We start from the raw sequence: 18,628 nt of genomic DNA, 5'->3' as shown, positions 1-18,628 counted from the left end.
CGGACGGCCCGTGGACGGTACATGCGGCAGCGTGTGCGGACGGCTCACCGAGCACGTACACTTGGCCCTGACTTGAGCACCGATCCGGCCATCACCGGGGAGCTCTCCGGAAGAACGGGACCGCGGTCCTCAGTAGAACCGGACGGGAAGGGCCCGTGACAGCCCCCATGAAGCGGCATCTGCTGCTCCGGCCCCTCAGCGGCATCGCCGTCGTGGCCGGGGGAACCGGTGCAAGCGAGGTGGTACCGCGTGGTCCGCTACCCGGCGGACGGCGTCCTTGCAGCCAGACGATGAGCCGATGCAAGGACCGCAAGCCGTGAACCAGCCGCTGTATCCCAAGGCGAGCACGAATACCGAAGCGCACGCCGTGCCCGCATCCCCGCGTTTCCCGGAGATCGAAGAGCGCGTGCTGGAGTACTGGAACCAGGACCAGACCTTTCAGGCCAGCATCGACCAGCGCGAGGCCGGGGAGAACGGTTCCAACGAGTTCGTCTTCTACGACGGCCCTCCCTTCGCCAACGGCCTGCCCCACTACGGGCATCTGCTGACCGGCTACGCCAAGGATCTGGTGGCCCGGTATCAGACCCAGAAGGGCCGCCGTGTGGAGCGCCGCTTCGGCTGGGACACCCACGGGCTGCCGGCCGAGCTGGAGGCCATGAAGCAGCTGGGCATGAACGACAAGAAGCAGATCGAGGCCATGGGCATCGACCGCTTCAACGACGCCTGCCGGGAATCCGTGATGAAGTACGCCACCGAATGGCAGGACTACGTCACCCGCCAGGCGCGCTGGGTGGATTTCGACAACGACTACAAGACGCTCAACGTCGAGTACATGGAGTCGGTCATGCACGCCTTCGCCGAGCTGGACGCGAAGGGGCTGGTCTACAAGGGCTACCGGGTCCTGCCGTACTGCTGGAAGGACGAGACGCCCCTGTCCAACCACGAGCTGCGGATGGACGACGACGTCTACCAGGACCGGACCGACCAGACCGTCACGGTCGCCTTCCGGCTGACCGGCGAGATCGCGGGCGGGGGAAAGGTCGACGACGACGCCGCAGCGGCGGCCACCCCCGAGCTGGCCGGTGAACTGGCCGGGTCCGAGGCGCTGGCCTGGACCACCACGCCGTGGACGCTGCCGACCAACCAGGCCCTGGCCGTAGGCCCCGAGATCGGCTACGTCCTCGTCCCCGGCGCGGGAGAGCTGGAGGGGCGTCGTTTCCTCTTGGCGGAGGCCCTGCTGGCGGCGCACGCGAAAGCCCTGGGCTACGAGGACGCGGAGGCTGCCGAGGCCGCCGTCGCCGCCCGGTATACGGGCGCGGACCTGGAGGGGTTGCGGTACGAACCGCTGTGGGACTACCTGGGCAACCTGCCCACGGCGCTCGTGGACCCGGCTCCCGGGCAGGACGTGGCGAACTCGTGGCAGATCATCGTGGCCGACTACGTGACCACCACCGACGGCACGGGCCTGGTGCACCAGGCCCCCGCATACGGCGAGGACGATCAGAAGGCCGCTGCCGGATACGGCATCCCCGTCGTGCTCTCGGTCGACGACTCGGGGCAGTTCCTTCCGTGGCTCGGCGATCCCGCCCTGGCCGAGGGTGCTCCGCTGGGGCCGATCGCCGGGCTGAACGTGTTCGACCCCGAGGTCTCGCGCACCGTCATCCGCGACCTGCGCGAGCGCGGGCTGCTGGTCAAGCAGGACTCCTACCTGCACTCCTATCCGCACTGCTGGCGCTGCCGCAACCCGCTGATCTACCGCGCCGTGGACTCGTGGTTCGTGGAGGTCTCCCGGTTCAAGGACCGGATGCTGGAGCTCAACGAGCAGATCAACTGGATCCCCGGCAACGTCAAGCACGGGCAGTTCGGCAAGTGGTTGGAGAACGCCCGCGACTGGTCGATCTCCCGCAACCGCTACTGGGGCTCGCCGATCCCCGTGTGGGAGTCGGACGATCCGCGGTTCCCGCGTCGTGACGTCTACGGCTCGCTCGCGGACCTGGAGGCCGACTTCGGCCGGCTCCCGGTGAACGCCGACTGCGAGGTGGATCTGCACCGGCCGTGGATCGATGACCTCACCCGCCCGCACCCGGACCCGGAGGCCGCTGCCGCCGGGGCCGTCATGCGCCGCGTGCCCGAGGTGCTGGATGTGTGGTTCGACTCCGGGTCGATGCCCTACGCCCAGGTGCACTACCCGATGGAGAACGACCAGTGGTTCGAGACCCACAACCCGGGTGACTTCATCGTGGAGTACATCGGCCAGACCCGCGGCTGGTTCTACACGCTGCACATCCTGGCCACGGCCCTGTTCGACCGTCCGGCGTTCCGCAACGTGATCTCCCACGGGATCGTGCTGGGCTCGGACGGGCAGAAGATGTCCAAGTCGCTGCGCAACTACCCGGACGTGTACGAGGTCCTGGACCGCGACGGAGCCGACGCCATGCGCTGGTTCCTGCTCTCGAGCGCGATCCTGCGCGGCGGGAACCTGATCGTCACGGAGGAGGGCATCCGGGAGGCCACCCGGCAGATGCTGCTGCCCCTGTGGAGCACGTGGTACTTCTTCAGCCTCTACGCCAACGCGGCTCACGGCGGCGCGGGGTACCAGGCCTCGCAGCGCTTCGAGTCCGAGAACGTCATGGACCGGTACGTGCTCACCCGCACCGGCGCCGCCGTCCGCGAGGTCGGGCAGAAGTTCGACGACTACGACATCTGGGGGGCCGCGGAGGCCCTGCGCAACCACATGGAGCTCGTGACCAACTGGTACGTGCGCCGTTCCCGCGACCGGTTCTTCGACGAGGACGCCGAGGCCTTCGACGTGCTCTACACCGTGCTGGAGACCACCGCCCGGATCGCGGCGCCGCTGCTGCCGCTGATCACCGAGGAGGTATGGCGGGGACTCACCGGCGGCCGCTCGGTGCACCTGACCGACTGGCCGGACGCCAACCGGTTCCCCCATGCCGAGGACGACCTGCGCCTGGTCGAGCTCATGGAGACCACACGGGTGGTCGCCTCGGCGGGTTCGGCCCTGCGCAAGGCCCACAAGCTGCGGGTCCGCCAGCCGCTGGCGGGGCTCACCGTCGCCGTCGGCGGCGGGCGGGAACTCGCGGGGACCTTCGAGCAGATCATCGCCGACGAGCTCAATCTCAAGTCCGTGACCCTGCTGGACGCCGACGACGCGAGCCCTGCCGACTTCGGGATCTCCCAGCAGCTCAAGGTCAATGCCCGTGCCGCCGGTCCGCGGCTGGGCAAGGGGGTCCAGGCGGTCATCAAGGCCACGAAATCCGGGGACTGGAGCATCGCCGACGACGGCACCGTCACCGCCGGGGGCGTCGAGCTGGCCGAAGGCGAGTTCGAGCTGCAGACCGTGGTCTCCGACGACGCCGGCTCCGGGGCGGTCTCCGTGCTGCCCGGCGGCGGTTTCCTGATGCTGGACACCGAGCTCACCCCCGAGCTCGAGGCCGAGGGCGTCGCCCGCGACATGGTCCGCACCATCCAGCAGGCGCGTAAGGACGCCGGGCTCAATGTGTCCGACCGGATCCGCACCGTGGTCACCGACACCCGGACGGTACTCGACGCCCTCGAGGCCAACCGCGACCTGGTGACGAACGAGACCCTGACCGTGGACCTGGTTCTCGAGCCCGCGGTGGACGGCCAGGCGGGGGTGACGGTGCAGCGCTCCACCGGCGACCGCGCCGGCGTCGCCGCCGGTGCCGCAGCCCCGGAGGTGAACTGACATGAGCATCGATCCACGTGAACTGCCCGAGGCCGCCACGGTCGAGGACGTCTATCAGCTGCTGCTGGACCGGGCGCCGGAGAACAAGATGGCACCGCGGCTCGACGCGATGCAGCAGGCCGTCGAGATCCTGGGCGACCCCCATCGGTCCGCGCCGGTCATCCACATCACCGGGACCAACGGCAAGACCTCGACCGCGCGCATGATCGAGGCGCTGCTGCTGGCCCACGACCTGCGGGTCGGGCGCTACACCTCACCGCACCTGGAACGGGTCACCGAGCGGATCACGGTGGACGGTGAGGAGGTGACCGAGGAGACCTTCGTCCGCGTCTTCAACGAGATCGCGCCGTACGTGGCCGTCGTCGACGCCCGGCTCACCGAAGCCGGGGCGCCGCGGCTGACCTACTTCGAGCTGATGACCGTGCTGGCCTTCGCGGTGTTCGCGGACGCGCCGGTCGACGTCATGGTGCTCGAGGTGGGCCTGGGCGGTTCATGGGATGCGACCAACGTGGCCGACGCCGCCGTGTCCGTGGTGACCCCGATCGACCTGGACCACACGGACCTGCTCGGCGACACGGTCGAGGACATCGCCCAGGAGAAGGCCGGGATCATCAAGCCGGGCGGTTTCCTGATCTCCGCCGCCCAGGATCCGGATGCCGCGCAGGTGCTCCTGGAGCGGGCCCGGGAGCTCGGGGCGCAGTTCCGGTTCGAGGGCGTCGAGTTCGGCGTGGAGCAGCGTCTGCCCGGCGTGGGCGGTCAGCAGATCACCGTGCGGGGCCTGGCCGGAACCTACGAGGACCTCCTGCTGCCGGTCCTGGGCGAGCACCAGGCGTCGAACGCCGCGCTGGCGATCGCCGCCGTCGAAGCCTTCGTGGGCGGCGGGGAGAAACCCCTGGGGCAGGGGATCGTGACCGACGGCCTGGGGGCGGTGACCTCCCCGGGCCGCCTGGAGCTGATGCAGCCCTCGCCCCCCGTGGTGGTCGACGCCGCGCACAACCCCCACGGCATCGCGGCCTCGGCCGCAGCGCTCGTGGAGACTTTCCACCCGGAGCGGCTCTACGGCGTCCTCGGAGTGCTCGGCGACAAGGACGTGGACGGGATCCTGCAGGCACTGCTGGACGGCTACGCGCACCTGGACGCGCAGTGGTGGTTCACGGCCTCGGACTCCCCCCGCGCCCTGGCCCCGGAGACCCTGACCCGGGTGGCCGTGGAGCTGGGTTTCGCCGAAGGCTCCGTGCACGTGGCGGAGACGGTCGACGACGCCGTGGCCGAGGCCCTCGAAGCCGCACGGACCGAGGATGCCGAGAAGGGCGAGTCCACCGTACTGATCACCGGCTCCGTGACCGTGGCCGGTGCCGCTCGACGAACCCTGAGGCAGTGACGGCATGGCACGGATGACGAAAGCCCAGCGCGAATGGCGACCGGGCCAGCCCAAGAAACCACGCTCGATCAAGATGATGTTCAGCTCGACGGTGCTGACCATGGAGGCCTTCGTGGTCTTTTTCGGCGGGCTCGCGGTCTTCGGCCTGTGGGGGCCCGAGCATCCCCACCGGCTGTGGGTGCTCGTCGGCAGCGGCGTGCTGGCGCTGCTGTTCATCCTGTGCTGCGCCGTGCTGCGCAAACCGTGGGGGTACCCGGCCGGGTGGGTGCTGCAGGTCGTGATGGTGCTGACCGGGTTCCTCCTGCCGGCGATGTTCGCCCTGGGGGCCCTGTTCGTGCTGCTGTGGTGGTACGCCGTGCGCAAGGGCGCCCAGATGGACCGGGAGAACGCTGAGCGGTACCGGGCAGAGCTGGAGTGGCGGGCCCAGCACGGGAAGTAGTCCGCGCCGGGGCCGGCGGAGACATGCGGAAGGGCGTGGGCCGGCAGGTACGGACAACGGGGACGTTCAAGGCCACAATGGTGGGGAAGATCACCCCGGTGCCCAGTGAAGGACTGCCCATGAACGCCACATCGCTACCCGTCCCTGACCTGGACACGACGCTCAGGCGTTTCCTGGAGGCCACGGGCCCGCTCACGTCGGAGCCCGCACGTGCTGGGATCGAGGCCTCGGTCGAGGACTTCTCCCGGACCGACGGCCCGCTGCTGCAGGAGAAACTGCGGGAGTTCGCCGACTCGGAGGCGGAACGGGGGCAGAGCTACCTGTCCGAGGCCTGGACGGACGGGTACTTGGAAGCCAGGACCCCCCTGGCGCTCACGAGCAATGTCGGCTTCCAGATCGTCGGCGACTTCGGCGCACCGGGAAGCGGGCGTGCCGCCCAGCTGATCTACCGCGTCGCCGCGATCCACCTGGCCGAGGTGCGGGGCGAGACGCCGCAGGAGGTGGACGGGCGGGGCACGGAGGTCGACATGCGTCAGTGGGAATGCCTCCGCGGGGGGACCCGGCATCCGCAGGCGGACCGGGACGAGGTCCGCTTCCCCGAGACCGCTGCCGCCGGCAGCGAGATCGGCATCGTCCACCGGGGGAGGATGTTCGCCGTCGGGATCGCCGATGAGGAGGGGCAGCCCGTCTCCGTCGATTCCCTGCGCGACGCCCTGCAGCGTCTCATCGCGGAGAGCGACAGCGGGGAAGGCGCCGGAGGACCCGTGCTGCCGTTCACGGCGGTCTCCTATCTCGGCAGCGGCACGGCCGCGGGCCTGCTGGAGGAGCTGACCGCTTCACCGCGCAACGCGCAGGTCTACGAGCGGCTCACCCGCCTGCTGTTCGTCGTGAGCCTCATGGACGAGCCCGCTGACAACCTGGACCACCTGCACCGCATGGCCTTCGAGCCGGACCAGACCTGGATCTACAAGCCCGTCACCTACGACGTGTGCCTGGCCGATGACTGGATGGGCATCCACTTCGAGCACAGCACGGCTGACGGCGCCACGGTACGGGCCGCCATCAGCCGGATGCAGGAGCTGGAGGTCCCCTCCGCAGGGCCGGCCGCGGAGCTGGTGTACGAGGAACTCGCCTGGGAAACGGGGGAGGAGCTGCGTCACCGGGTGGAAGAAGAGCTCGAGGACTACCGCAGGCAGGCCGAGAACCTGCACCTGCAACGGATCAAGGTGCCCCGCATCTCCACCGCGGGCCTGGACTTCAAGGTCAGCGACGACGCCCTCCAGCAGTTCATCCTGCTCTACGCCCAGCTGGCCGTCTACGGCAAGGCGCGCAGTGTCTACGAGGCCGTGGACATGCGCGAGTACCAGGCCGGACGCACGGAGTGCCTGCGTCCCGTCACGGCCGAGGCCGTGGAGTTCATCGCGAGCCTGGTGGCCGGCGCGGCCGGAGCCGGCCAGTTCACGGCCGCCCTGGACAAGCACCGGGAATGGGTCAAGGCCTGTAAGTCCGGTCAGGGGATCGACCGGCACCTGCTGGGCCTCGAACTGACCGCGCGGCGTACGGGGACGCGCCCCGCATTCTTCGACGGCGACGCCCTGCGCACCCTGAGGCATGACTTCCTGTCGACGACCTCGCTGGGCAACCCGGATGCGATGTCCCGCTACGCCTTCGCGCCCACGACCCCCGAGGGGTTCGGCGTGGGCTACGTGAACCATCCGGACAGCTACGAGTTCACGGTCAGCTACTGGGGCAGCAGCGCGGAGAACCCGCAAGGACTGCTCCGGGGCATCGAGGACGGCGGCCGTGCGCTGGGGGCCTTCATGGACGGGCTCAGGGGCGGCCGCTGACGGCGAGCGTGCGCCGGTCCCAGTAGGCTGGTCCGCGGACTACAGCAGCGAGCGCGTGATCGCGCCCAGCCCAAAGGAGAGTTTTTCATGGCCGAACGCACCCTTGTCCTGGTCAAGCCCGACGGCGTCGAACGCAATCTGACCGGCCAGGTCCTCGCACGTGTCGAGGCGCGCGGTTTCACCCTGGTCGAGCTGAAGAAGCTGGATGCCACCCGCGAGATCCTGGAGCAGCACTACGCGGAGCACCAGGGCAAGCCGTTCTTCGAGCCGCTGGTCGAGTTCATGATGTCCGGCCCGGTCGTCGCCGCCGTGTTCGAGGGCGATTCCGTGATCGAGTCCTTCCGCGCCATGGCCGGCGTCTCGGACCCCGTCAAGGCGGCGGCGGGCACCATCCGCGGGGACCTCGCCCGCGACTGGGGCGAGAAGGTCCAGAAGAACATCGTCCACGGCTCGGATTCACCGGAGTCCGCCGAGCGCGAGATCGGCATCTGGTTCGGCTGAACCCGCCTCCTGATCGACGGCGAACCCTCGCTGCGGTCCCGCATCGATGCTCGATGCGGGACCGCAGCGAGGGTTCGGTCTTGTCCTGACCGGATTCAGGCCCCGAACAGGCTTCCGGAGAAGCGGACCAGCACGGAGCCGAAGACCACCAGCCAGATCAGCACGACGACGGCGGGCGCCCACAGCCGTGTCGTCGCCCGCAGACCGGGCGGGGCGGGCAAGGCGCCGGTCCGGACGCAGCGGGCCGCCGTGGCCAGCAGCAGGATCGGGTGCATCAGCCACACGAGCATGCAGTACAGGCACAGGGCGTTGATCTCGAAGGTCGCCTGGGTCCACAGCCAGATCAGGAAGACCTCGCCGAGGGCCAGGCCGGCCAGCAGGCCCTGCCAGAACCAGGCCCTGTACCGTGCCCCGGCGAGGACCCCGACGGCCAGGACGATCACCAGGGTGTAGCCCACCAGGCCGATGAACGGGTTGGGGAACGCGAACAGGTTGGCCTGCGCCGAACGGATCACGGTGCCGCAGGACAGGGCCGCGTTGAAGTCACACGAGGTCACGTGGAGGGGATCCTCCAGGATGGCCCACTTCTCGACCACCAGGGAGATCGAGGCGAAGAGGCCCAGCGCGGCGGTGACGATCGCCACGGCCGCCCAGGAGAGATCGCCGCGCGGCAACGGGGCGGTCGGCGCGGAGTCTTCCCGGGGGTCGCGCACGGGGGAGGGGGCGGCATTCTTCATCACATCGTGATCATAGGCAGTGTGTTTGGGTAGCTCCTGAACACGGTCATGGGACGTATCTGTGCCAGAATGAATCCGGTCATGCATTGGCTGCACCTAGTGCGTGATCCGTACCGGTTCCGATCATCTGGTCGGCGGACCGCAGCTCTCAGAAAGATTGAGCGCGTCCGCTGACAGCAAGACCGCCCGTGCGCCGCTTCCATGAAGTAGGCCCGGTGGCTCGGACTCCCGGACGGCCCGTGCGGCAAGCCGGTCATACCGCGCCGCGCACGGAGCACACGACGACTTTTGGCAGCCGCGCGACCCCTCGCGGGTTCCGCACGGCGCCACCGACCGGCGGACCACCGGGTGCAGACGGTGGTATCCGCAGAAAAATGGCGAATACATGTCTACCGATCAGGTGAATTCTGCGAGCGGAAGCTCGGAATCCTCCGGAGCAGGGAACACTCCGGAGACCCCGGCCGAGACCGCCTACCAGGCGCTCCAGTCCGCCGAGGCGCAGAAGGACCGGCCCGCCCAGCCCGAGCTGCCCCTGACGTCGGGAACCGAGGGCGCAGAGGATGCCGCGCCGGAGCAGAACGCGCCGGAGACAGCGCCCGAACCCGACGACGGCGAGCACGGTGCGCAGCAGCCCACCGAGTCGGCCACCCCCTCCGAGTCGGCCGCTTCCGCGGGGTCCGATCCGGCATCCGATGCGGAGTCCGATTCTTCGGACGCCGATGCCGTGGAAGACGCCGCTGTCACGAAGGCTCCCGAGACCCCGGAGACCTCGGAGACCCCGTCGGAAGCCGGCGACGAGACCCAGGACGGCGAAGCCCCCGTCGACGAACCGACCGACGAATCAGCGGGCGAACCGGCAGCGGCTGAGGAGCCCGCCGGCGACGCTGAGGACGCCGGGAACACAGATGATGCCGGGAACGCTGAGGACCCGGAGGAGGCGGAGGACGTGCCCGGGGGCGCCGATCCGTTCGCAGCCTTCAGCATGGCCTCGGCCACCTCGTTGATGTTCCACGCCCCCGATCCGGATGCCATCAAGGCCGCCGCCGAGCAGGCCGCGGCAGCACGCGAGGACGCCCGCCAGGCCGCCATCGAAGAAGCCGAAGCGGCTGAGGAAGCGGAGTTCGACGACCCCGAGCCGGGGGCGGGCGTGACCAGCAAGAGGCGGCGCCGCCGTCGTCGCGGTTCCGTCGACATGGAGGTGGAGGGCGGCAACGACGACGATCCGCCCAATACCGTCACCCGCATCCGGACGGGACGGGTGATCGACGGCTCGACCCCCACCACGGTGCAGTCCGTGAAGGGCTCCACGCGACTGGAGGCCAAGAAGCAGCGCCGGAGGGAGTCGCGTCAGTCGGGACGCCGGCGCCAGGTGATCACGGAGGCCGAGTTCCTGGCCCGCCGCGAGTCTGTCGAGCGCAAGATGGTGGTGCGGGAGAAGGACGACCGGATCCAGATCGGCGTCCTCGAGGACGGCGTGCTCGCCGAGCACTTCGTCTCCCACACCCAGCAGGACTCCCTGATCGGCAACGTCTACCTGGGCAAGGTGCAGAACGTGCTGCCGTCCATGGAGGCGGCCTTCGTGGACATCGGCCGCGGCCGCAACGCCGTGCTCTATGCGGGCGAGGTCAACTGGGACGACGCCGAGCTGGGCGGGAGCGCCAAGCGGATCGAGAACGCGCTCAAGCCCGGCGACGCCGTGCTCGTCCAGGTCACCAAGGACCCGGTGGGGCACAAGGGTGCGCGCCTGACCAGCCAGATCTCCCTTCCCGGCCGTTACCTGGTCTACGTGCCGGGCGGCTCGATGACGGGCATCTCCCGCAAACTGCCGGACGTCGAGCGGCAGCGGCTCAAGAAGATCCTCAAGGACCGGTTGCCCGACGGCGCAGGCGTGATCGTGCGCACCGCCGCCGAGGGCGCCTCCGAGCAGGAGCTGGCCAATGACATCAACCGGCTGCGCTCGCAGTGGGAGCAGATCCAGGAGAAGGCTGGGCAGGGCAAGACCCTGGCCCCGGAGATGCTCTACGCCGAACCGGACCTGACCATCAAGACCGTGCGCGACGTCTTCAACGAGGACTTCGTCTCCATGACGGTCCAGGGCCAGCAGGCCTGGGACAACATCGAGGCCTACGTGACCTACGTGGCCCCGGACCTGCTGGACCGTATCTCGCAGTGGACCGAGGACGAGGACCTGTTCGAGCACTACAAGGTGGACGAGCAGATCTACAAGGCACTGGACCGCAAGGTCATGCTGCCCTCCGGCGGCTCCCTGGTGATCGACCGCACCGAGGCGATGACCGTGGTGGACGTGAACACGGGCAAGTTCACCGGCTCCGGCGGCAATCTCGAGGAGACCGTCACCAAGAACAACCTCGAGGCCGCCGAGGAGATCGTGCGTCAGCTGCGGCTGCGCGATATCGGCGGCATCATCGTGATCGACTTCATCGACATGGTCCTCGAGGCCAACCGTGAGCTCGTGCTGCGCCGGCTGGTCGAGTGCCTGGGCCGCGACCGCACCAAGCACCAGGTCGCCGAGGTGACCTCCCTCGGACTGGTCCAGATGACCCGCAAGCGCATGGGCACCGGGCTGCTGGAGATCTTCTCCGAGCCCTGCGAGGCCTGCGACGCCCGCGGTGTCGTCATCCACGACCACCCCCTCAAGAGCAAGGGCGGGGCGCCCAGCGAGTCCAACCGTCAGCACCGCAACGAGCGCAAGCGCAGTCGTCGGTCCGGCGGGTCGGGCAACTCCTCGTCCGGCCAGGGCAACGGCGGCGGGAACGGCAGCGGGCAGACCTCGGAGGATCCGGAGCAGGCCAAGCGGGCCGAAGCCACCCGCAACGCGTTCGCGGCCATCGCCTCGGCGTCGCAGCACGACGAGCAGGAGCACCACGGCCACGACGACCGGCCCGGTGACCAGCACGACGGCGACAAGCCGTCCGGAGCCGCCAGGAACGGCAAGGCCGGGAGCGGGCAGTCCGCATCGGACTCGGGCAGCGAGCAGGGCGGGGCCCCGGACGGTACGTCCTCGACCGGGGGAGAGAAGGCCCAGGGACCGGACGACTCCGGTGATCAGGGAGACTCCCGCGACGGAGGCAAGCGTCGTCGTAAGCGCCGGGGCAAGCGCTCGCGCAACCGGGGCCAGGGCGAGCAGCTCGGTGAGACTGCGGAGGGCGACGGCGGGAAGAGCACGGGTGAGGGCCCCAGCGAGGACTCGGACCGTGGTGCCGGCGACGGCGCCCGGAGCGGTGCCGGCGAGGGTGCTGCCGCACCCGAGCGGAAGCGCAAGAAGTCACCGGGCAAGGGGCAAGGGCCCGATACGGGAGCGCAGCGCGAAACCCGGGAGCCGTCCGGCCGGGAGAGCCGCGCCGTCGGAGAGGGCGTTCCTGAGCAGGGCGCCCAGCAGCAGGGCGAACCGGCGGGTCAGGGCGCGAAACGCCGCACCCGCGGGGCGCGGCGCGCAGCAGCGCCCGTGGGCACGCCGGATGTCCCGGCTCAGCCCGCACAGGGCCAGCCCGTCAAGGTGACGGCCGGTACCGCCTCCGTGGTGGCGGGGGGTGCCGGGACCGCCGAGGACGGTTCGCGGGTCACCATCAACGGCGAGGTCATCGAGCTGCCGCATCGCAAGGCCGCCGCGGGAGCGCATGGCGCCGGGGAGGGCGTCCCGTCGTTGGACTCCCTGGCCGACTCGCTGGGAGAACGCACCCCGGGGGAATCCGCGCCCCGGCGTAAGCGCCGGTCGCGCCGGGCCTCCGCCCCGACAGCGGCTCCCGGCACGGCGGAGACCCCCGCAGGCCGCGCCGAGGCCGGGGAATAGGCGAGTCCGACACGGTGAGGGCGGATCCCGGTGAGGGATCCGCCCTCACCGTGTCGGCATTGCACGCTAGTGCCGGGCGATACACTGGGGGCAGTGACACGGGGTGCCGGACGATATCCGGCTGAGAGAAGACCCGTCGAACCTGATCTAGCTCGTACTAGCGAAGGGATTGTCGCCATGCCGCTCGGCTATGCGCCCGCCTCACCTTTTCCATCCGACCGTCTGACGGCGCTGTTCGACGACGTCCGCGCTCGGCGCCCCCTGGTCCAATGCCTGACCAACGCGGTGGTCACCAACTTCACCGCTAACTCGCTCCTCGCTCTGGGGGCCTCGCCGGCGATGACGGACATCGTGGGGGAGTCCGGGCTGTTCGCCGGGATCGCCGACGGCGTCCTGATCAATCTGGGCACACCTCACCCGGAGCAGCGCGAGGCCATGCTGGAGGCCGCCCGGAGCTGCGCGGACATGGGGACTCCTTGGGTGCTCGATCCCGTCGCCGTGGGGGCCCTGCCGGTCCGGTCCGAACTCGCCCGGCAGCTGCTGGAGTTCGAGCCCACCGTGGTGCGTGGCAACCCCTCGGAGGTCCTGGCGCTGTGCGGTGGCACCGGCGGCCGCGGAACCGACTCCACGGTCCAGCCGGCCGATGCCCGGGACGCCGCGCAGAGCCTGATCGCGGACCACGGTGTGAAGGCGGTGGCGATCAGCGGCGAGGTCGACCTGGTGACGGGTGCCGAGGGCACCTGGCGGGTCCCGCACGGCGACGTGTCCCTCACCCGCGTGACGGGTGGCGGCTGCGCCCTCGGGGCGGTGATCGCGGCTTTCTGCGCCGTGACGGACGACCCCGTCGAGGCTGCCGTGGCCGGCAGCGTGGTGTGGGAGGTCGCCGCCGAGATCGCCGCCGCGGAGGCGGCCGGACCGGGCAGCTTCGCCGTCGCGCTCATCGATGCCGTCTACGCGATGGACCCGGAGAGCCTGCGGCAGCGCAGCGCCGTGACCTGCGAGTCGGTGGCCTCGTGATGAAGGGAGCAGCCATGAGCAACGCAGCCATGAGCAACGCGGTGATGAGCCGGGCGGGAGGTCCCTCCTTCGACCCGCGGGACCTGTTGCTCTATCACGTCACGGACTCTCAGCTGAGCCTTCCGCGCACCGTCCCCGAGGTCGTCGAGGCCGCGGTGGCGGGCGGGACGACCATGATCCAGGTGCGCGGCAAGACGATGACCGGCAGGCAGGTCCTGGAGCTGGTGTGCGAGGTGGCGCGCCGGGTGGGCGACCGCGTTCCGATCCTGGTCAACGACCGCGTCGATGTCTATCTGGCCGCACGGGAACGCGGGGCGCAGGTGGCCGGCGTGCACGTCGGCCAGTCCGATATCCCGGTCGCCGACGTACGCGCTCTGTGCGGCCCGGGGGCCATCGTGGGCCTGTCGTCGGCCTCCGCCGAGGAGTCCGCGGCGATAGCGGCCTTGCCCGCCGGGACCGTCGACTACGCGGGCATCGGCCCCGTGCATGCGACCGGGACCAAACCCGACCACGCCCAGCCGCTGGGCGTGGAGGGCTTCAGGGAGGCGCTCGAACGGTGTCCCGTGCCGGCCGTGGCCATCGGGGGAGTCGAGGTGACCGACGCGCGCTCTCTCATGAAGGCCGGTGCCCGGGGCCTGGCCGTCGTCTCGGGAATCTGCGCTGCGGAGGACCCGCAACGCGCCGCAGCGAACTACCGGGAGGCGATGGGCCAGTGAAACACACCGTTGAAGCAGACCGGGCGGGCGAAGACCAGGGCCGTGCCATCGAGCCGCGGCGCACACCCCGGGTGCTCTCCATCGCCGGCACCGACCCCACCGGTGGAGCCGGCCAGCACGCCGACCTCAAGACCGTCGCCGTGCTGGGCGGATACGGCATGAGCGCGATCACGGCGATCGTCGTCCAGAACACCCAAGGGGTCGAGGCGGTGCATCCGGTGCCCGTGTCGGTCCTGTCCGAGCAGCTGGAAGCCGTCTCCCGGGACGTGACCGTGGACGCGGTCAAGATCGGGATGCTCGGCTCCGTCCCCGTGATCGAGGCCGTTTCCCAGTGGCTCGGCGATCACCGGCCCCCGGTGGTGGTCCTGGACCCGGTGATGGTCGCCACGGCGGGCGGTCGGCTGCTCGACGACGACGCGGAGGACGCCATCCGCAAGCTCTTGGAGCTGGCGGACCTGGTGACCCCGAACCTCCCGGAGCTCGCCGTGCTGCTCGGAGAGGAGGTCGCCGCGGACTGGGCGACGGCGCTGGACCAGGGCCATCGGCTGGCAGAGGCCCATCGGGTCCGGGTGCTCGTGAAGGGCGGGCACCTGCCGGGGGAGGACACCCCGGACGCCCTGATCGAACCCGGAAGACCGGAACCGGCCGTCGAGGTGCACGCCCCGCGGGTGGAGACCAGGAATACCCACGGCACGGGGTGCTCGCTGTCCTCGGCGGTCGCGGTACTGGCCGCCAGGACCGGTGAATGGCCGGCCGCAGTGCGGGCGGGACGCCAGTGGCTGCGGGGTGCCCTGCTGGCAGCCGACCGGCTGGAGGTCGGCCACGGCAACGGTCCGGTGCACCACGGCCATCACCTGGACGATCTCCTCGAACAGGCCGTCGCAGAATGGTCCCGTCCAGAGACGGAGGATGAGGCGGAGGACACGGGCACCTCCTTCACCCGGCAACTGTGGAACGAGTCCGGGGACCTCCGGGAGCGGATCCGCGGTGGCAGTTTCGTTCCCGGCCTTGCCGACGGATCGCTGCCCCGGGAGGTCTTCCTGGACTACCTGGCTCAGGACCTGATCTACCTCCAGGACTACTCGAGGGCCCTGGCCCAGCTGGCGGTACGAGCCCCCAGGGAATCCTGGCGGGCCCTGTTCGCCGCGGGCTCGGCGGGCTGCGCGGAGGAGACGGCGACCCTTCACAAGACGCTGGTGGAGGCGGACGCCCCGGTGCAGAGCACCGAGGTGACCGACGAATACACCGACTTCCTGCTGGCCACCACCCAATCGCGGGACTGGGCCGTCGGCGTGGCCGCGGTGCTGCCGTGCTACTGGCTCTACGCCTGGATCGGGACCGAGCTGGACCGGCAGCGTCGTGCCGCCCAAGTCCAGGACGGGCATGACGGATCCGGCGGGGCGCACCCCTACGCCGCCTGGCTGGACTCGTACTCCGACCCGGCTTTCGCGGAGGCCGGCGAGCGGGTCCGCGCCGTGGTGGACGACCTGGCCCGGACGGCGGATCCCGCGACCGTGGACCACATGCGCCGGGCCTTCCACCGCGCCTGCGAGCTCGAGTTCCGCTTCTTCGAGGATCCGTGCCTGCGCGGCCGGGCCCGGAACGGCTCCGGGGACGGGCGGGAAACGTGAGACTGCTCGCATGGGCGACTCGCGGGGCGGCCGATGCTTGCCGGGGCTTGCAGCCATGACGTATTCTCGACTCTTGGTGCGTCAGCCGGTGAGCCCCTCGACTACCGTCCATAGTTCGAGCGCGGAGCCCGGCAGCGCCTCCGGGTGTAGTTCCTGACCTTTTGTACGAGCGGTCGTGACCAGCGTCTCCATCCCACTGGCCGGTCCCGAGTTCTTGTGCACGACTCCTTGGTCCGTATGGGAACGCGCTCGCCGAAGACAATATTTGTTTCAGTCGAGAGAAGTGAGTTCCAAGTGGTGTACGCGATTGTCCGCGCTGGCGGCCGCCAGGAGAAGGTTGCAGTTGGAGACCTCGTAACCATCGACCGTGTCGCTGGTGATGAAGGCAGCACCATCGAGCTTCCGGCGGTCTTGCTGGTTGACGGTGACAAGGTCACCTCCGATGCCAAGGCGCTGTCCGGTGTGAAGGTCACCGCCGAGGTCGTCGAGGATCTGCGTGGTCCCAAGATCCGCATTCAGAAGTACAAGAACAAGACCGGGTACAAGAAGCGTCAGGGCTTCCGCGCCGAGCTGACCACCGTGAAGGTCACTGGCATCAACGCCTGACAGGCATCCGGTTCTCATCCCAACCAGCTCGGCCCGCCGTGACCCGCAGATGCGGGATCCGGATCCAACGGGTCACCTAGCGAAAGCAGGCATCAGACATGGCACATAAGAAGGGCGCCAGCTCCACCCGCAACGGCCGTGACTCCAACCCGCAGTACCTGGGCGTCAAGCGCTTCGGTGGCGAGTTCGTCAACGCCGGTTCCATCATCATCCGCCAGCGCGGCACCAAGTTCCACCCGGGTGCCAACGTCGGCCGTGGCAAGGACGACACCCTGTACGCCCTGGCCACCGGCGAGGTCGCGTTCGGCACGAAGCGCGGCCGCAAGGTCGTCAACGTCGTCGAGGCCGTGGCCGCCGAATGATCTCCGACCGGTCGCGAGCCTTGCTCCGGTGAGGCTCGTCCGGTCCCGGGACGCGCGCTAATCCCGCGCGTCACGCTCACCGTGTGTAGTAGAGGGTGGGTGCCCAGTGCGCCCGCCCTCTACTCTTGTTTTCAAGCCTTTCCGGCCTTTAAAGCCCTTCAACGCCCGGCCCGACGGGCGGATTCAGCCCACCAGTCCCCAGGAGTGACCATGGCAGAGTTCGTGGACCGAGTAGTGCTGCACGCCTCCGGCGGTAGCGGCGGCCACGGCTGCGTCTCCGTCAAGCGCGAGAAGTTCAAGCCCTTGGGCGGCCCCGACGGTGCCAGCGGCGGTGACGGGGGTTCTGTGATCCTGCGCGTGGACGGGCAGACCACCACGCTGCTGAACTACCACCGCTCGCCGCATCGCGCCGCGCCCAATGGGGGCCCGGGCATGGGCGACCACCGTGAAGGCTTCAAGGGAGAGGACCTGATCCTCTCCGTCCCCGACGGCACGGTGGTCAAGGACCGCGAGGGCAACGTCCTGGCCGACCTGGTGGGCATCGGCGCCGAGTACGTGGCGGCCTCCGGCGGCCAGGGAGGCCTGGGCAACTCGTCCCTGGCCTCGCCCAAGCGCAAGGCCCCCGGTTTCGCGCTGCTCGGCCTGCCCGGCAAGAGCAACGACGTCGTCCTGGAACTCAAGTCCCTGGCGGACATCGCCCTGGTGGGCTATCCCTCGGCGGGCAAGTCCTCGCTGATCGCGGCGATCTCCAAGGCGCGGCCCAAGATCGCCGACTACCCCTTCACCACCCTGGTGCCGAACCTGGGCGTGGTGGAGGCGGGGGAGTACCGCTACACGGTCGCCGATGTGCCGGGGCTGATCGAAGGCGCCTCCGAGGGCAGGGGACTCGGGCTCGAGTTCCTCCGGCACGTCGAGCGCTGCGCGGCGCTCGTGCACGTCCTGGACTGCGCCACGTTGGAACCCAACCGCGATCCCCTTTCCGACCTCGAGATCATCGAGTCCGAGCTGGCGGCCTACGCGGTCGACGGCAGGCTCGACGGCGGCCGGTCCGTTCCCCTGCTGGAGCGGCCGCGCCTGGTGGTGCTCAACAAGATCGACGTGCCCGAGGCGCGCGAGCTGGCCGAGTTCGTCCGCCCCATGCTGGAGGAGAAGGGCTACCGGGTCTTCGAGGTCTCCACCGCCTCCCACGAGGGCCTCAAGCAGCTGACCTACGCCATGGGCCAGATCGTGCATGAGGGCCGCGAGCAGGAGCCCGCCGCGGAACCGGCCCGAGTGGTGCTGCGGCCCAAGGCCGTGCGCGGTGGTGCCAAGGAGTTCACCATCACCCGCGAGGAACGCTCACTGGAGCCCATCTGGCACGTCCGCGGGGAGAAGCCCGAGAAGTGGGTGCTGCAGACCGACTTCAAGAACGAGGAGGCGATCGGCTACCTGGCCGACCGTTTCGCGAAGCTCGGGATCGAGGAGGAGCTGTTCAAGATGAACGCCCGTCCCGGCGACGCCGTCCTGATCGGTCCCGAGGAGAACGGCGTGGTCTTCGACTGGGAGCCCACCATGCTCGGCGGTGCCGAGCTGCTGGCCTCGCCCCGCGGCACGGATCCGCGCCTGTCCGAGGACCACCGGCCCACCCGTGAGCAACGCCGTCGTGAGTACTACGAACGCATGGACGCCAAGGCCGCCGCCCGCGACGAACTCGAGGCCGAACGCGTCGCCGGCGTCTGGACCGAATCCGTGAGCGAGCGCAAGGCGCGCCGGGCCGCGGAGGACACGGCGGACGACGGCCAGTAGTAGTTTCGTGTTAGATACATCTCATCCCTTGTGACCGAACTTTTTGACTGCACTGTTTTCATCGCACT

Annotated in this window: 13 protein-coding genes and 1 riboswitch; of the genes, 12 read left to right on the top strand and 1 reads right to left on the bottom strand. The window is 69.7% G+C overall.

Annotated features, from left to right (window positions below; translation table 11 throughout):
- Positions 1 to 298: 298 nt before the first annotated feature.
- From ileS to ndk, 5 genes are all read left to right on the top strand, one after another.
- Positions 299 to 3,727: an isoleucine--tRNA ligase gene (gene ileS / locus FCK90_RS08890; RefSeq protein WP_158033955.1), complete on the top strand. Its 3,429-nt coding sequence runs from the start codon at positions 299 to 301 to the stop codon at positions 3,725 to 3,727.
- Between the two features lies 1 nt (position 3,728).
- Positions 3,729 to 5,108: a bifunctional folylpolyglutamate synthase/dihydrofolate synthase gene (locus FCK90_RS08885; protein ID WP_158033954.1), complete on the top strand. Its 1,380-nt coding sequence runs from the start codon at positions 3,729 to 3,731 to the stop codon at positions 5,106 to 5,108.
- A gap of 4 nt (positions 5,109 to 5,112) precedes the next feature.
- Positions 5,113 to 5,547, top strand: a complete 435-nt coding sequence (locus FCK90_RS08880) for a DUF4233 domain-containing protein (RefSeq protein WP_158033953.1) — start codon at positions 5,113 to 5,115, stop codon at positions 5,545 to 5,547.
- Positions 5,548 to 5,666: 119 nt separating this feature from the next.
- Positions 5,667 to 7,394: a choline/carnitine O-acyltransferase gene (locus FCK90_RS08875; protein ID WP_181954253.1), complete on the top strand. Its 1,728-nt coding sequence runs from the start codon at positions 5,667 to 5,669 to the stop codon at positions 7,392 to 7,394.
- An 87-nt stretch (positions 7,395 to 7,481) separates the two neighbouring features.
- A complete protein-coding gene (gene ndk / locus FCK90_RS08870) occupies positions 7,482 to 7,895 on the top strand; it encodes a nucleoside-diphosphate kinase (protein ID WP_158033951.1) in 414 nt (137 codons plus the stop codon).
- A 95-nt stretch (positions 7,896 to 7,990) separates the two neighbouring features.
- Here ndk and FCK90_RS08865 read toward each other — a convergent pair whose 3' ends face one another.
- Entirely contained in the window at positions 7,991 to 8,632 is a 642-nt protein-coding gene (locus FCK90_RS08865) for a vitamin K epoxide reductase family protein (protein ID WP_158034030.1), read from the bottom strand.
- A 385-nt stretch (positions 8,633 to 9,017) separates the two neighbouring features.
- Between FCK90_RS08865 and FCK90_RS08860 the strand changes: the two genes are divergently transcribed.
- The 7 genes from FCK90_RS08860 to obgE all read left to right on the top strand — a co-directional run bounded on the left by FCK90_RS08860 (position 9,018) and on the right by obgE (position 18,560).
- Positions 9,018 to 12,443, top strand: a complete 3,426-nt coding sequence (locus FCK90_RS08860) for an Rne/Rng family ribonuclease (protein ID WP_158033950.1) — start codon at positions 9,018 to 9,020, stop codon at positions 12,441 to 12,443.
- Positions 12,444 to 12,532: 89 nt separating this feature from the next.
- Positions 12,533 to 12,630: riboswitch (TPP riboswitch) on the top strand.
- Positions 12,621 to 13,460 (top strand): hydroxyethylthiazole kinase, encoded by an 840-nt coding sequence (gene thiM, locus FCK90_RS08855; protein ID WP_158033949.1) that lies wholly within the window; start codon positions 12,621 to 12,623, stop codon positions 13,458 to 13,460. (Overlaps the previous riboswitch by 10 nt.)
- A gap of 14 nt (positions 13,461 to 13,474) precedes the next feature.
- On the top strand, positions 13,475 to 14,176 hold the full coding sequence (gene thiE, locus FCK90_RS08850; protein ID WP_246180108.1) for a thiamine phosphate synthase: 702 nt from the start codon (positions 13,475 to 13,477) through the stop codon (positions 14,174 to 14,176).
- Positions 14,173 to 15,807, top strand: a complete 1,635-nt coding sequence (locus FCK90_RS08845) for a bifunctional hydroxymethylpyrimidine kinase/phosphomethylpyrimidine kinase (RefSeq protein ID WP_246180107.1) — start codon at positions 14,173 to 14,175, stop codon at positions 15,805 to 15,807. The genes thiE and FCK90_RS08845 overlap by 4 nt, the downstream gene beginning before the upstream one ends.
- Positions 15,808 to 16,101: 294 nt before the next feature.
- Positions 16,102 to 16,413, top strand: a complete 312-nt coding sequence (gene rplU, locus FCK90_RS08840; RefSeq protein ID WP_158033948.1) for a 50S ribosomal protein L21 — start codon at positions 16,102 to 16,104, stop codon at positions 16,411 to 16,413.
- A gap of 98 nt (positions 16,414 to 16,511) precedes the next feature.
- Complete coding sequence (gene rpmA, locus FCK90_RS08835) at positions 16,512 to 16,775, top strand: 50S ribosomal protein L27 (protein ID WP_158033947.1); 264 nt, start codon at positions 16,512 to 16,514, stop codon at positions 16,773 to 16,775.
- A gap of 210 nt (positions 16,776 to 16,985) precedes the next feature.
- Positions 16,986 to 18,560, top strand: coding sequence for a GTPase ObgE (gene obgE / locus FCK90_RS08830; protein WP_158033946.1), 1,575 nt, complete (start codon positions 16,986 to 16,988; stop codon positions 18,558 to 18,560).
- The last annotated feature ends 68 nt before the right edge of the window (positions 18,561 to 18,628 follow it).

It is taken from the genome of Kocuria coralli, from assembly GCF_008831305.1.
In the GTDB taxonomy this organism is placed as follows: Bacteria; Actinomycetota; Actinomycetes; order Actinomycetales; family Micrococcaceae; genus Kocuria; species Kocuria coralli.
Note: the sequence above shows the minus strand (reverse complement) of the source record. Positions and strands in the feature narration are given on the sequence as shown.